General features: G+C 72.4%; 14 protein-coding genes. 3 read left to right on the top strand and 11 right to left on the bottom strand.

What is annotated here, in order from left to right; genetic code table 11:
• Positions 1-212: GntR family transcriptional regulator (locus PSH25_RS14950; protein WP_238659667.1), on the bottom strand; the 212-nt coding region annotated here is incomplete at its 3' end.
• Between the two features lie 36 nt (positions 213-248).
• On the opposite strand from PSH25_RS14950, the gene PSH25_RS14945 reads away from it, so the two are divergent.
• Positions 249-1,493: a bifunctional pyridoxamine 5'-phosphate oxidase family protein/GNAT family N-acetyltransferase gene (locus PSH25_RS14945; protein ID WP_238659666.1), complete on the top strand. Its 1,245-nt coding sequence runs from the start codon at positions 249-251 to the stop codon at positions 1,491-1,493.
• Positions 1,493-2,164, top strand: coding sequence for a leucine efflux protein LeuE (gene leuE, locus PSH25_RS14940; RefSeq protein ID WP_238659665.1), 672 nt, complete (start codon positions 1,493-1,495; stop codon positions 2,162-2,164). The genes PSH25_RS14945 and leuE overlap by 1 nt, the downstream gene beginning before the upstream one ends.
• A 307-nt stretch (positions 2,165-2,471) precedes the next feature.
• On the opposite strand, the gene PSH25_RS14935 is transcribed toward leuE, so the two are convergent.
• The 10 genes from PSH25_RS14935 to PSH25_RS14890 form a co-directional block, all read right to left on the bottom strand.
• Complete coding sequence (locus tag PSH25_RS14935; RefSeq protein ID WP_238659664.1) at positions 2,472-3,401, bottom strand: sporulation protein; 930 nt, start codon at positions 3,399-3,401, stop codon at positions 2,472-2,474.
• Between the two features lie 148 nt (positions 3,402-3,549).
• The gene (locus PSH25_RS14930; protein ID WP_238659663.1) at positions 3,550-4,614 is read right to left on the bottom strand and encodes a hemolysin family protein; all 1,065 of its coding nucleotides are present in this window, start codon (positions 4,612-4,614) and stop codon (positions 3,550-3,552) included.
• The gene (locus PSH25_RS14925) at positions 4,611-5,966 is read right to left on the bottom strand and encodes a hemolysin family protein (RefSeq protein WP_238659662.1); all 1,356 of its coding nucleotides are present in this window, start codon (positions 5,964-5,966) and stop codon (positions 4,611-4,613) included. Before PSH25_RS14925 ends, PSH25_RS14930 begins: the two co-directional genes overlap by 4 nt.
• A gap of 181 nt (positions 5,967-6,147) precedes the next feature.
• Entirely contained in the window at positions 6,148-6,498 is a 351-nt protein-coding gene (gene mnhG, locus PSH25_RS14920; RefSeq protein WP_238659668.1) for a monovalent cation/H(+) antiporter subunit G, read from the bottom strand.
• On the bottom strand, positions 6,498-6,761 hold the full coding sequence (locus tag PSH25_RS14915) for an MrpF/PhaF family protein (protein ID WP_238659661.1): 264 nt from the start codon (positions 6,759-6,761) through the stop codon (positions 6,498-6,500). Before PSH25_RS14915 ends, mnhG begins: the two co-directional genes overlap by 1 nt.
• A complete protein-coding gene (locus PSH25_RS14910; RefSeq protein ID WP_238659660.1) occupies positions 6,758-7,369 on the bottom strand; it encodes a Na+/H+ antiporter subunit E in 612 nt (203 codons plus the stop codon). Before PSH25_RS14910 ends, PSH25_RS14915 begins: the two co-directional genes overlap by 4 nt.
• Positions 7,366-8,871: a Na+/H+ antiporter subunit D gene (locus PSH25_RS14905; RefSeq protein ID WP_238659659.1), complete on the bottom strand. Its 1,506-nt coding sequence runs from the start codon at positions 8,869-8,871 to the stop codon at positions 7,366-7,368. The genes PSH25_RS14910 and PSH25_RS14905 overlap by 4 nt, the downstream gene beginning before the upstream one ends.
• Positions 8,871-9,350: a Na(+)/H(+) antiporter subunit C gene (locus PSH25_RS14900; RefSeq protein WP_238659658.1), complete on the bottom strand. Its 480-nt coding sequence runs from the start codon at positions 9,348-9,350 to the stop codon at positions 8,871-8,873. Before PSH25_RS14900 ends, PSH25_RS14905 begins: the two co-directional genes overlap by 1 nt.
• Entirely contained in the window at positions 9,347-12,181 is a 2,835-nt protein-coding gene (locus PSH25_RS14895) for a Na+/H+ antiporter subunit A (protein WP_238659657.1), read from the bottom strand. The genes PSH25_RS14900 and PSH25_RS14895 overlap by 4 nt, the downstream gene beginning before the upstream one ends.
• 307 nt (positions 12,182-12,488) lie before the next feature.
• Positions 12,489-12,875, bottom strand: coding sequence for a hypothetical protein (locus PSH25_RS14890; protein ID WP_238659656.1), 387 nt, complete (start codon positions 12,873-12,875; stop codon positions 12,489-12,491).
• Between the two features lie 178 nt (positions 12,876-13,053).
• Between PSH25_RS14890 and PSH25_RS14885 the strand changes: the two genes are divergently transcribed.
• On the top strand, positions 13,054-14,105 hold a 1,052-nt coding region (locus PSH25_RS14885), incomplete at its 3' end, for a DEAD/DEAH box helicase (RefSeq protein WP_238659655.1).

Below are 14,105 nucleotides of genomic sequence, written 5' to 3'. Positions count from 1 at the left end.
CCGTGCCGGCCGGCGGTGGCGAGCAGGCCGCGCTGGCGTAGTTCCTGGTAGGCGCGGGCGACGGTGGCCGGGCTGACCCCCAGCTCGGCGGCGAGTGCCCGCACGGGCGGCAGGGCGGCCCCCGGGGACAGGGCGCCGGTGCGGATGCCCGACTCGATGCTGGCCGAAATCTCGACGGCTGTCGTACCGGTGAGCTGATAGTGTGCTGACACAAATAAGAGATTGTACTAGAACAAAGGGGCGAGCGCATGTATCCACCCACCGCCCGGACCACACCCCACCGCTCCCGCGACAAGATGAGCTACGACCAGGCCGCCGCCCACGCCGTGCTCGACGAGGCGTACGACTGCGCGCTCAGCTTCGTCGTCGACGGCCAGCCACGGGTGCTGCCCACCCTGCACGTCCGCATCGGCGACACGCTCTACCTGCACGGCTCCACCGGCAGTCGCCCGTTGCTCGCCGCCCGGGGCGACGACGGCCTGCCGGTCTGCGTCGCGGTGACAGTGCTCGACGGCCTGGTCTACGCCCGCTCCCAGTTCCACCACAGCGCCAACTACCGCTCGGTCGTCGCGCACGGCACCGCCCGCCTGGTCACCGACGAGCGGGAGAAGCTCGCCATGCTCACCGCGCTGGTCGAGAAGGTCGGCGCGGGACGCAGCACCGCCACCCGTCCACCCAGCCGTCGCGAGCTGGCCGAGACCGCCGTGCTGGCGCTGCCACTGCGCGAGGTGTCCGTCCGGGCCCGCACCGGCGGGGTCCGCGAGGACGAGGCCGACCTGCACCTGCCGCACTGGGCCGGCGTGCTGCCGCTGCGACTGACCGCCGGGGCACCCGAGCCGGACGCCGGGGTCACCGCGCCGCTGCCGGCGTACCTGCGGACGGCCCGCACACCCTGGCACGACCCGGTGCCGCTGCACGGCGAGCACGTTCGGCTGGAGCCGCTGGAGGTGGCGCACGCCGACGAGTTGCACACCGCCACCGCGGACCCGGAGGTGTGGCGGCACCTCGGCGTCACGCCGCCCACCACCCCCGCCGAAACCGCCGAGGTGATCGGCACCGCCCTGGCCGCCCAGCACCGGGGCGAGCGGGTGGCCTGGGTGCAGCGGTGCGCGGCGACCGGGGCGGTGGTGGGCAGCACCTCCTACTACGAGATCGACCCGGAGCGGCGGGCGGTGGCGATCGGGCACACCTTCCTCGGCCGGCCCTGGTGGCGCACCGGGATCAACACCGAGGCGAAGTTGCTGCTGCTCAGCCGGGCCTTCGACGACCTGGGCGCGGTACGGGTCACCTGGCACACCGACATCCGCAACGTCCGCTCCCAGGCGGCCATCGAACGGCTCGGCGCGACCCGGGAAGGGGTGCTGCGGATGCACCGACAACGCCCGGACGGCTCCTGGCGGGACACCGTCCAGTACGCGATGACCGTCGACGAGTGGCCGAACGCACAGGCCAGGCTGCGGGAAAGACTTCTGCGGACGGCGCCGGTGGCGTGATGATGGCGGGCGTGCTGGGGATCACCGACATCTGGACGTACGTGCTGGGCACCGTGGCCATCATCCTGCTGCCCGGGCCGAACTCACTCTTCGTGCTCTCCACCGCGGCCAAGCGGGGCGTCGCGGTCGGCTACCGGGCCGCCGGTGGCGTGTTCGTCGGCGACGGGGTGCTGATGTTCCTCTCCGCCGCCGGGGTGGCGTCGCTGCTCAAGGCGTACCCGCCGCTGTTCATGGTGATCAAGTACGCCGGTGCCGCGTACCTCGGTTATGTCGGGGTGACCATGCTGCTCGGCGCCGCGCGGCGCTGGCGCGACCGCAACGACCCGAGCACGCCGCGGCTCATCGACGCCGCGGAGCCGGCGGCGATGCGCAGCCCGTTCCGCAAGGCGCTGGTGATCAGCCTGCTGAACCCGAAGGCGATCCTGTTCTTCATCTCGTTCTTCATCCAGTTCGTCGACCCGGGTTACGCCTGGCCGGCGTTGTCGTTCCTGCTGCTCGGGCTGATCGCGCAGGTGACCAGCGCGCTCTACCTGACCGCGTTGATCTTCGCGGGCACCTTCCTGGCCGCCCAGTTCCGCCAGCGCCGCCGCCTGGCGGCCGGCGGCACCACCGCCGTGGCAGCCCTGTTCCTGGCCTTCAGCCTCAAGCTGGCCACCGCCAGCGCCGGCTAACCCCGCCGCGGCCGCTTCCGCACGTGCCCGACGCTTCCGCGCGTCACCGCTTTCGCGGGTCGATCATGGAGTTGTGGTGCCTCACAAAAGGTGCAATACGGGGATGTTAATCCCACCACACCTCCATGATCGACGCGAGCCGTCCGGCCCTGCGGCCTGGGCGCACACAAACTCGCCCTCCGCACCTGGCGCCGCCGCGATCTTGCACTTTCGGTGGTCGGGATGCGTGCTTTAACCATATTTGTTCACGCAGGATGTGCAAGATCGCGGGGGTGAGAGGGCGGGGGCGCGCGGGGCGGGGCGGGGGCTAGGTGCCGTCGCCGCCGGAGCCGCCTCCTCCTACGCCGGCGCCGCCGGCGGTGCCGCCCAGGCCGTAACCCGGTCGGATCGGCTCGTCGGGATGGCGGCTGACGTGGGCCGACCCCGTGATCTGCGCGGACCAGTCGGCGTGCGCGGCCGCGGCGGCGTGCCGGTTGATCGCCTGGCGGATCCAGCCGTCCACGGTGGCCACCCAGTCCCGCCGGTCGGCGTCCTCGTGCCAGATCCGGAACCGGCTGATGCTCTGGTGGGTGATCCCGGCCAGCGCCAGCCGACGATCCATCCAGAGGATCGCCTCCAGGCCCGCCGAGTTGGTCACGAAGATCACCTCCAGCTCGGTGATCGGGCCGGCGTAGAGCGGCCCCACCCAGTAGCCCCAACGCTGGTGCAGCGGCAGAGTGTGCTCCACCCCCGGCAACCCGCCCTCCTGCAACCCGGACTGACGGATCATGAAGCCCAACGTGTCCAGCGCCGCCAGCACGTGCTGCTGGGTGGGGATCGGATGCACGAAGACCGGCACCATGGCCCCCTGGTCCAGGTCGGGATCGAGCGACACCTCGGTCCGCAGGCCCATCCGCAGGCTCAGCAGCGGCACCCCACCGAAGGTGGTCACCGGGGTCTCCCACGGCAGCGGAAACGCGAAGTCGACCGCCCGCCGCCGACCGGCCGGCACCACGAACCGGCCGGCGATCGGCAGGTGGTGGAACTGCACGAGACGTCGGGCCGCGTTCGGGTCATCCGGCTCGACCGTGGTGACGAGGCCGAGCCGGATGTGCCGCACCAGCACGTCCTCCGGGCCGGCCGCGAGGGTCACCCGCCCGGGCAGGCGCAGGCCCGGGCGGGTACTCGGATTGGGAAGCGTGGTCCGCACGGACAGCCCGGTCCCACCGGACTCCGGTGACACCCCGGTCAACCGCACCGCGCGCCCCCTCCCGGGACGGGGCTCCGCCGGCCCCACCAGGCGCGCCTACCCGGTCGGGGTCGGCTCAAGCCCGCCCGCGTCGAGCAGCGCCACCAGACCGAGCGCTGACCCGGCCGCACGTCGTCAGCGCGGCCGGGTCGGCAGGTCAGCGCAGCCGACGCCCGCGCGGAACCGTGTCGGTCTCGTCGTCGAACTCCCCGATGACCTCCTCCAGGAGGTCCTCCAGGGCCACGAAGCCGATCGGCCGGGCCGGGCCACCGCCGTTACGCACCAGCGCGAGCTGCGACTGCCGGGCCCGCATCGCCGCCACCGCCTCGGTGACCGAGGACGTCGCGGGCAGGGTGAACGCGGGCGTCATCAACTCCCCGGCGGTGGCGACCCGGCCGGTGGTGACCACCCGTACCGCCTCCCGGACGTGCACGAGACCGCACACGTCGCCCGCCTCGTCCAGCACCGCCAGCCGGGATCGACCGCTGTCCCGGCTGACCTCCTCGATCCGCGCGGCCGGGTCTTCCCGGCGGACGGTGACCATGGTGGCGAACGGTTCCATCACCTGCGCCACCGACGTGCCCTGCAACTCCAGCATGCTGGTCAGCAACTGGTGCTGCTCGGCGCCGAGCAGCCCGTGCTCACGGGACTGCTCCAGCAGGATCCGTAGCTCGTCCGGGCCGTGCACCTGGGCGAGCTGGTCCTGCTGGTTGACGCCGACCAGTCGCAGGATCGCGTTGGCCAGGGCGTTCAGCGCGGAGAGCACCGGCCGGGAGACCCGGGCGAAGGCGCGGAACGGCAACGCGAGCAGCGTCGCCGAGCGCTCCGCGTCGGTGATCGCCCACGACTTCGGCGCCATCTCCCCCACGACCAGGTGCAGGAAGGTCACCACTCCGAGGGCGAAGACCAGGGCGATCAGGTGACTGGCCGCGTCCGGTAGGCCCACCGCGTGCAGCAGGGGGCTGAGCAGGTGCTCGATCGCCGGTTCGGCCAGCGCGCCGAGACCCAGGGTGCACAGCGTGATGCCCAGTTGCGCGCCGGCCAGCATCAGCGACAGTTCGCGGACGCCGTCGAGCGCGGCCCGGGCCGCCCGACCACCGTTCGCCGCCGCCTGTTCCAGGCGGTAGCGCTTGCTGGCCACCAGGGCGAACTCGGCGGCCACGAAGAACCCGTTCAGCGCCAGCAGGATCACCGAGCTGAACAGTGCGATCCCGGGGCTCACGCGGTCACCCCGGGTTTGGTCAACTGCAACCGCACCGAGTCGGCCACGTGCCGGTCCACGGCCAGCACCTCGACCAGTGCCCGGGGCTCCGCCTCGTTGTCCTCGCCGTCCGCACCCTCGGGCAGCAGGCTGATCTCCAACCGGTCACCGACCTCCGGCACCCGGCCCAGCTCCCGCATCACCAACCCGGACAGGGTGTCGTACTCGGGGGCCTCGGGCAGGGCGATCCCGGTGCTGTCGGCGACCTCGTCGATCCGCCAGCGGGCCGGCACCACCCACGACCCGTCGTCCTGCCGGGCCGGGGCCCGCTCCGGTGGGTCGTCCTCGTCGCGGATCGGACCGACCAGCTCCTCGGCGATGTCCTCCAGCGTGATGACGCCGGCGAAGCCGCCGTACTCGTCGACCACGCACGCCATCTGCCGGTGCCCGGACCGCAGGCGGTCGAGCACCGTGGGCAGGGGCAACGTCTCCGGTACGAGCAGCGGCGGCCCGGCCACCGCACTCACCGGGGTGGTGGCCCGCTCCCCCGGGGGTACGCCGAGCACGTCGGCGATGCCGACGACGCCGACCAGGTCGTCGACGCCCTCCGTGCCGCGTACCGGGAAGCGGGAGTGGCCGGTGTCCAGCAGCTCGACCACCCGGCTGACCGGCTCGTGCGCCCGTACGGTGTGCACGTCGACGCGCGGCACCATGGCCTCGCCGGCGGTCAGTTCGCGGAAGTCGAGACCTCGGTCGAGCAGCGTGGACATCTCGGCGTCGAGGCTGCCCTCCTCGCGGGACTCGGCGATGATCTGTTCCAGGTCCGCCGGGGTGGCGCCACTGGGCAGTTCCTCGATCGGTTCGATACCGATGCGACGCAGCAGACGGACCGAGGCCCGGTCGAAGAGCCGGATCAGCGGCCCGGCGACGGCCAGGTAGATCAGGGTGGAGCGGCTCAGCGCCCGGGCCAGTCGTTCGGCCCGGGCGATGGCCAGGTTCTTCGGGGCCAGCTCACCGAGGACCATCTGCACGATGGTGGCGATGACCAGGGCCAACGCCACCGACAGCGGCAGGCTGACCGCCTCGCTGACGCCGGCCACGTCGAGCAGGTCGGCGAGGCCACCGCCCAGGTACGGCTCGGCGACGTAGCCGACCAGCAGCGCGGTGACGGTGATGCCGAGTTGGGCGCCGGAGAGCACGAAGGAGAGCCGGCTGGTGACGGTCAGTGCCCGGGCGGCGGCCTGGTCGCCGTCATCGGCGAGCTGGCGCAGCTTGCCCCGGTCCACGGCGACGTAGCCGAACTCCTGCGCCACGAAGTAACCGGTGGCGGCAGTGAGAAGAATGATCAGAAGGAGACCAACGACGATCAACACGGGTCGCTCAGGGCTCCCGGGGTCGTCGGTACGGGGATATGCCGGGCACGACCCGGCTGGCTACTGCTGCCCTCCTGGGCAGAAGAGTCGATCATGCCTCCATTTTATCGGCGTTGGCTGGGACTCCGCTGGGGGTGGGCCGAAGGAGCGGAACGTCCGGTTCGGGAGGTGCCACCGCGCGTCACGCCGGCTCCTCACCCGCGCCGCGCTCGGCCAGCTCATCGGCGTCGAGCAGGCGCCGGTCGAGCCGCCCCGACCGGTACGCGGCCCGCCCGATCATCTGCGCCGCGACCGGCGCGGTCGCCAACTGGAAGACCGCCACCAGCAGGATCATGCCCAGATCCGCCGAGGACCGCAGCCGCAACGCGATGCCCAGCAGCAGCAGGAGCACCCCCAGCACCTGCGGCTTGGTGGCCGCGTGCATCCGGGACAGCGCGTCCGGGAAACGCAGTACGCCGATCCCGGCGGCCAGGCCGAGCAGCGCGCCGGCCACCAGACAACCGGCGCCGAGCCAGTCCGCGATCGTCGCGATCACTGCTGCTCCCGGACGGCGAAGCGGACCAGCGACACCGAGCCCACGAAGCCGAGCAGGGAGAGCACCACCAGCACGGGCAGGGTGCTGGCGTGCCGGTTGACCGCCGCCTCGGCGCCCACCGCGCCGACCATCGTGGCGAGCAGCATGTCCGCGGCGATCACCCGGTCCACCAGCGACGGGCCACGGTAGAGGCGGGCCAGTGCGAGGAGCGCGGTGACCGACAGCAGGGCGGTGAGGACGACGGCCAGGAACGTGGTCACGGGCGGTTTCCCTTCTCGGGTGCGGCGACGTCGAGGTGGCGCAGTTCGGTGGTGGCGCCGACCGCGCGGATGATGCGCCGCTCGACGGTGAGCGTGCGTTCCCGGGCCACGTCCAGGTCACCCGGGCCGTGGGTGTCCAGGACGTGCAGGTAGAGCGTTCCGGAGTTCCGGTCCACCTCGAGGATCAGCGTGCCCGGCACCAACGACACCGCCTCGGCGGTGAGCGCCAGGTTCAGGTCGGTGGACACCCGCAACCGGACCGCGATGATCGCCCCGCGCGGCCGGTAGCCGGGCTGCACGGCGATCCGGGCGACGTGCAGGCTCGCGCTGACCAACTCGACGGCGAACCGGCCCGCGAACACCAGCAGCGCCCACGGCCGCAACCGGCCACCGAAGCTGACCTCCGGCAGCGGGAAGAACACCAGCACGGCCGCACCCACCAGCAGGCCACCGATCAGGTTGGCCCAGTTGACGTCGCCCCAGAGCAGGCTCCAGACCGCCACCAGCCACCCGAGCGCCACCGCCTGGTCCCGCCAACGCCCGAGCCGACCACGCCCCACCACCGGGGGCCCGGGGGCGTCCGGAGCCGGCTCGGGGGAGCCGGTCACGGCACACCGCCCGGCAGCACGGCACGCACGTACGGGGTGCGCAGGCGCAGATCCGCGGCCGCGTCAGCGGTGACGTCGAAGAGCGGCCCCGCCAGCACGGTCAACGCCAGCCCGAGCGCGACCAGGGCCACGGTGGCGCCCACCATCAGCCTCGGCAACCGGACGACCGGTTCGTTGGTGGCCAGCCGGGGCGCGCGCCAGAACGCGATGTTCCACACCCGGGACGCCACGTACAGGGTGAGCAGGCTGGTCAGCGTGCCGGCCGCGACAAGCACCCCGGGCAGCGGCCCACCGGCCGCCACCCCGGCCTGGAGCAGGCCGAGCTTGCCGAGGAAGCCGGAGAACGGTGGCACTCCGGCGAGGTTCATGGCCGGGACGAAGAAGAGCACACCCAGCAGCGGCGCCACCCGGGCCAGCCCGCCGATTCGACGCAGGTCGGTGCTGCCGGCGCGCTCCTCGACCAGCCCGGCGACGAGGAACAGCGTGGTCTGGATGGTGATGTGGTGCACCACGTAGAAGATCGCGCCGGAGAGTCCGGCGGTGGTGCTCAACGCCACCCCGAAGATCATGTAGCCGATGTGACTGACCAGGGTGAACGAGAACAGTCGCTTCAGGTCGGACTGGGCCACCGCACCGAGGATGCCGATCACCATGGTCAACCCGGCGACGACCATGAGCAGCACGTGGGCACGCCCACCGGGAAACAGCAACGTCTCGGTGCGGATGACCGCGTAGACGCCCACCTTGGTGAGCAGACCCGCGAAGACGGCCGTGACGGGGGCCGGCGCGGTGGGGTAGCTGTCCGGCAGCCAGGCCGACAGGGGGAAGACCGCAGCCTTGATCGCGAACGCCAGCAGCAGCATCAGCTCCAGGGCCAGTCGGACGCCGTCGGGCAGGTCGTCGAGGCGCTGGGCGAGCTGGGCGAGGTTGAGTGTGCCGGTGGCCGCGTACACCAGACCCACCGACGTCAGGAAGATCATCGAGGAGAGGATGCTGACCACCACGTACGTCGACCCGGTCCGGATCCGGGTCTCGGTGCCGCCCAGGGTGATCAGCACGAAGCTGGCGGCCAGCAGGATCTCGAACCCGACGAAGAGGTTGAACAGGTCACCGGCCAGGAACGCGTTGGTGACGCCCGCGGTCAGCACCAGGTACGTCGGGTGGAAGATCGACACCGGCGAGCTCTCGCTCGTCTCGCTGCGACCCTGGCCGATCGAGTACAGCAGCACGCAGAGGGTCACCGCCGAGGACACCACGAGCATCAGCGCGGCGAGTTGATCGGCCACCAGGACGATGCCGACCGGCGCCGGCCACGCCCCGACCGCCACCACCACCGGCCCGTGCCGGTACGCCTGCACCAGCAGCAGCACCGCCACCGTGAGCGTGCCGCCCAGACACAGCACGCTGATCGCGCGCTGGAGTCGGGGCTTCCCGGCCAACAGCAGGGTCAGCGCCGCACCGAGCAGTGGCACCACCACCGGCAGCGGCACCAGCGTGCTCATCACGCGTCATCCCCGCGCCGTAGCCGTCGGCGGGCCGGCTCGGGATCGACCTGCTCCGGATCGCCGTTCGGACCCTCCCCGCCGAAATCGACCGCGCCCGCCTCGTTCCGCCCGGCCCGGCGGATGATCTGCCGGTCCTCCAGGTCGTCCGGGACCTCGTCGTCGCCGGAGAGATACCAGCTGCGGTACGCCACCGCGAGCAGGAACGCGGTGAACCCGAAGGTGATCACGATGGAGGTCAACACCATCGCCTGCGGCAGCGGGTCACTCATCCGCTCCACCGGCCCCGTGCCGACGATCGGCGCCCCGCCCGACCGCCCACCCAACAGGATCAACAGGTTCACCCCGTTGCCGAGCATGATCACCCCGAGCAGGATCCGGGTCAGGCTGCGCTCCAACAGCAGGATCACCCCGCACCCGACCAGCACCGCGACGGCCAACACCAGCACCAACGTCGGCCCCGCACCGCTCGCCGTCATGCCCGCTCCCCTTTGTCGACGGTCAGGCCGCCCGTCGCCGTACCGGTGGCCTCGATGTGCCGGTCCACCTCGGCGCCGAGGCTGCGCAGGATGTCCAGCACCAACCCGATCACGACCAGGTACACGCCGATGTCGAAGAAGAGCGACGTGACCAGATGGGCGTCGCCGATCAGTGGCAGCGTCCGGTCGACCTTCGCGCTCTCCAGCACCGACCCGCCGACCAGCAGCGCCACCACGCCGCTGCCCACCGCCACCGCCAGCCCGGCGCCGAGAATCGCGCCGGCCCCGATCGGGGCCGCCTCGGTCAGCTCGTACCGGCCGCCGGCCAGATACCGGACCACCAGGGCGAGACCCGCCACCAGCCCACCGGCGAACCCGCCGCCGGGCGCGTTGTGCCCGGAGAAGAGCAGGAACAGAGAGAACAGCACCACGGTGTGGAAGATCAGCCGGATGACCACCTCCAACACGATCGAGCGGCGCTCCTCGTAGAGGGTGGCGCCGCCGCGCAGCCACACCGGCCGGCCGGGTCCACCCGCCCGCTGGTCCGACCCGGGCCGGCGCGGTCGCGGCCCGGTGCGGGAGCGCTCGAAGATCAGGCTGGCCACCCCGGTCGCGGCCACCACCAGCACCGCCAGCTCGCCCATCGTGTCCCAGGCCCGGATGTCGACGAGGGTCACGTTGACCACGTTGCGGCCGTACCCGTGCGCCACCGCCAGATCCGGGAAGGCGGCGGAGATGTCCGGGGCCCGGCGGGCGCCGACGGCGGTGAGGGCCAGCCCGGCGGCCACCACCCCCGCCGCCACCCCGATCACCCGACGGACCCAACGGGTACGGCGCAGCGGGCGGGCCGAGAACCGCTCCGGCAGGCGACGCAGCACCAGCACGAAGACCGCGATCGTCGAGGTCTCCACCAGGAACTGGGTGAGCGCCAGGTCCGGCGCCCCGTGCAGCACGAACAGCATCGCCGTGCCGTAGCCGGTCATGCCCACCAGCAGCATCGCGGTCAGCCGGCGACGGGCACCGACCGCCAGCACCGCCGCCACCGTGATCACCACCACGACCACCGGTTGCAGCGGGCTGTCCCAGAGCGGAATCCGCGCCCGCCAGGGGCTGGCGGAGAGCATCGCCGCGCCGGGCACCAGCACCAGGGTGACCAGGATGATGCCCAGGTACTGCGGCAGGGAGCCGCGCTGGGTCGCGCTGGTCACCTCGATGGCCAGCCGGTCGAACCGGCCCACGACCCACTCGTACCCCGGGTTGCCCCCCACCGGTGACCGGAGCCGGGCCAGCACCGGGGCGAGCGGCCCGCGCACGGCGAAGAGCAGGCCGCCGCCGACGAGGGCCAGCACGGACAGGCCGAGCGCCGGGGTCGGTCCGGCCCAGAGCGCCAGGTGCGCGTCGACCCCGCCGAGCAGATCGGCGTACGGGCGCAGCAGGTCGTCCAGCACGCTCGCGGCCGGGCCGGCGAGCAGACCGAAACCGGCGAGGACGGCGGGCGGCACCAGCAGCGACGCGGCGATCGACCCCGGCGGCACCGGTTCCACACCCGGCCGGTCGGCGAACGCGCCCCAGAGGAACCGGGCGCTGTACGCGACGGTGAGCACCGTCCCGGCGACCAGGCCGGTGAGGAGCACCGGTTGGTCGGTGAACGCCCCGAACACCGCCTCCTTGGCCACGAAGCCGACAAGTGGTGGCACACCGGCCATAGACGCCGCGGCCAGCACGGCGACCACGAACAGCGGCCGGGACCAGTGCCGCAGCCCGGACAACTCGCGCAGGTCACGGGTGCCGGCACCGTGGTCGATGATGCCGACCACCAGGAACAGCGCCGCCTTGAACAGGGCGTGCGCCAGCAGCATCGCGGTACCGGCCAGCGCGGCGTCCGGGGTTCCCGAGCCGGTCACCGCGACCAGCAGGCCGAGCTGACTGACCGTCCCGTACGCCAGCAGCAGCTTGAGGTCGGTCTGGCGCAGCGCGGCCCAACCGCCGAGCAGCATGGTCGCCACGCCGGCGACCTGCACCACCGGCCGCCACGGGCCGACCGTGGCGAGCACCGGCGCGAGCAGCCCGACCAGGTAGACGCCGGCCTTGACCATGGCGGCGGCGTGCAGGTAGGCGCTGACCGGTGTGGGTGCCGCCATCGCGACCGGCAGCCACGAGCTGAACGGCAACACCGCCGACTTGGACAGCGCGCCGGCCAGGATCAGCAGCACTGCGCCCACCAGGTACCCGCCGCCGGGCAGCGGCTGTGCGCTGATCTCCGACCAGCGGTATGTTCCGGCGTGCTCGCCAAGCATGATGAAGCCCACCAGCATGGCGAGCCCGCCCAGCGTGGTGACGGTCAACGCCTGCGCCGCCGCCCAACGGCTGGACCGCCGTTCGGTGCTGTGCCCGATCAGCAGGTACGAGAAGATCGTGGTCAGCTCCCAGCCGACGTAGAGCAGCAGCAGGTCGTCGGCAAAGACCAGGACGAGCATCGCGCCGGCGAAGGCGACCAGGACCGCGGCGAACTGCGCCAGCCCGATGGAGCCGGCGCTGAAGTAGCGGGCGCTGTAGACCAGCACCAACGCGCCGACGCCGCCGATCAGCAGCGTCATCAGCCAGGACAGCGTGGTGAGCCGGAACGCGATGTCGAGGCCCAACTGCCGGATCCACGGGTACGTCTCGACCACCGCCCCGCCGTCGGCGACGGCCGGGGTGCGGGCCGCCGCCCAGCAGAACGCGGCCGCCGGCGCGAGCGCCAACGGATAGCACGCGCGCGGACCCCACCAACTGACGAACAGGGGCGCGGCGAGGGCCGCCACGAGGTGGAGGATGAGCAGTACCAGCACCTGCGCTCCCGATCGACATGGCCGACGCCCGTGGCAGCGGTGGCGCCTAGCAGCGATCAGACGCCAGTTCCTCCCCCGCCGGGCGGTTTTACCGGAATTCGCCCCAGAGCCCCAACCCGGCCCCCAACCCCGGCCCACCACCAGCCCCAACCCCGCCCCAGCCCCAGCCCCAGCCCCAGCCTCGACCGTTGATCAAGAGGTTTGCGTCAGGAACGCGGGCAGGGATGACGCAAACCTCTTGATCAACGCGGGAAGGGGCAGGGCGGGGCCAGCGGTGGGCCGGGGGCAGGGCCGGGGGCGGGGCGGGTCAGCGCAGCAGGGCGTTGTTGAGGGGTTGCGCGTCGTCGGGCGCGGGGCGGTCGCGGCGCAGCTCGGCGAGCAGGTCGAGGCGACCGAGTTGGCGGGCGACCCGGTCGACCACCCGCTCGGCGGCGGTCAGCGACCGCACCGACAGCAGGCGGCCGCGGCTCTCGCGACGCAGCACGAAGTAGTGGACGGCAACGCGGACCTGACCCCGATCGGCGGCGCTGGCCTGGGCGGTGCAGAGGACCAACTCACGCAGGCAGCGGGCGAGACGCTCGGCCAGCTCGAGCTCTGGGCCGTGCAGTCCGGCACGGAGCGCGGCGAGGTGGCTGTCGACCTTGCGAATCAGCACGTCGGTGCCCGGTTCGACGGTGCGCTGCTCGCCGGCCATCAAATCCCCTCACCCCGGTTCGCGTTGCGAGTGAAGTTACTTTATGTTGCTCCTCAGAAGCAAGCAGTTAAGTGAGACTTAACGTATTAAGCGCACGTTCCACGCTTTTTACCTTTTGCCGGCCCATTCCGCCGTGAGGTCGTTCGTGGATGTCGGACCGGCGGGGCACGATAGACCGGTGACCGGGGCAGACGCAGACGCCGGCGCGGTGCTCGCCGGGTTCGGCCCGGCCACCCGTGCCTGGTTCGACAACGCCTTCGCCGCCCCGACCGCCGCGCAGACCGGTGCCTGGCGGTCGGTCGCCGCCGGTCGCAACGCGCTCGTGGTGGCGCCCACCGGCTCGGGCAAGACGCTCGCGGCCTTCCTCTGGTCACTGGACCGACTCGCCCGCGAGCCGGCGCCGACCGAGGCCCGCCAGCGGTGCCGTGTGCTCTACGTCAGCCCGCTCAAGGCCCTCGCCGTCGACGTGGAACGCAACCTGCGCGCCCCGTTGGCCGGCATCCGACAGGCGGCCACCCGGCTGGGCGTCGCACCGCCCGACATCACCGTCGGCATGCGCACCGGCGACACGCCCGCCGACGAACGACGAGCCTTCGCCCGCACCCCGCCCGACATCCTCATCACCACGCCCGAGTCGCTGTTCCTGCTGCTCACGTCCGCGGCCCGCGACTCGCTGCGCGGCATCCAGACGGTAATCGTCGACGAGGTGCACGCGGTGGCCGGCAGCAAACGCGGCGCCCACCTCGCCCTCTCCCTCGAACGCCTCGACGAGCTGCTGCCCGCCCCGGCGCAGCGCATCGGCCTCTCGGCCACCGTCCGGCCGATCGACGCCTGCGCGCAGTTCCTCGGCGGTGCCCGCCCGGTCGACGTGGTGCAGCCGGCCACCCCGAAGACCATCGAGGTCAGCGTGCAGGTCCCGGTGGAGGACATGACCCGCCTGGACGAGCAGGAGCAGCCACCGGAGGACGACCTCGGCGGCCCCGGGCCACGTCGGGCGTCGATCTGGCCGGCCGTGGAGGAGCGGGTCTTCACCCTCATCGGGCAGCATCGCTCGACCATCGTCTTCACCAACTCCCGCCGCAGCGCCGAGCGTCTCTGCGCCCGGCTCAACGAGCTGGCCGCCGAAGAGGCCGCATCCGCGTTGGGCGAGGGCCCGATCGGCGTACCGGAGGGCGACGACCCGGCGGGCGGCGGCGACCCGGCGGGCGGCCCGCGGCGCTGGGGTGGCCC

It is taken from the genome of Micromonospora foliorum (genome assembly GCF_022229015.1).
GTDB classification, from domain to species: Bacteria; Actinomycetota; Actinomycetes; order Mycobacteriales; family Micromonosporaceae; genus Micromonospora; species Micromonospora foliorum.
Note: the sequence above shows the minus strand (reverse complement) of the source record. Positions and strands in the feature narration are given on the sequence as shown.

What these genes read in the sequence shown, in the direction of transcription:
- PSH25_RS14945 (WP_238659666.1), top strand. Translation starts at nt 249, where the DNA reads ATGTATCCACCCACCGCCCGGACCACACCCCACCGCTCCCGCGACAAG.
- PSH25_RS14890 (WP_238659656.1), bottom strand. Translation starts at nt 12,875, where the DNA reads ATGGCCGGCGAGCAGCGCACCGTCGAACCGGGCACCGACGTGCTGATT.
- leuE (WP_238659665.1), top strand. Translation starts at nt 1,493, where the DNA reads ATGATGGCGGGCGTGCTGGGGATCACCGACATCTGGACGTACGTGCTG.
- PSH25_RS14900 (WP_238659658.1), bottom strand. Translation starts at nt 9,350, where the DNA reads ATGACGGCGAGCGGTGCGGGGCCGACGTTGGTGCTGGTGTTGGCCGTC.
- PSH25_RS14905 (WP_238659659.1), bottom strand. Translation starts at nt 8,871, where the DNA reads ATGAGCACGCTGGTGCCGCTGCCGGTGGTGGTGCCACTGCTCGGTGCG.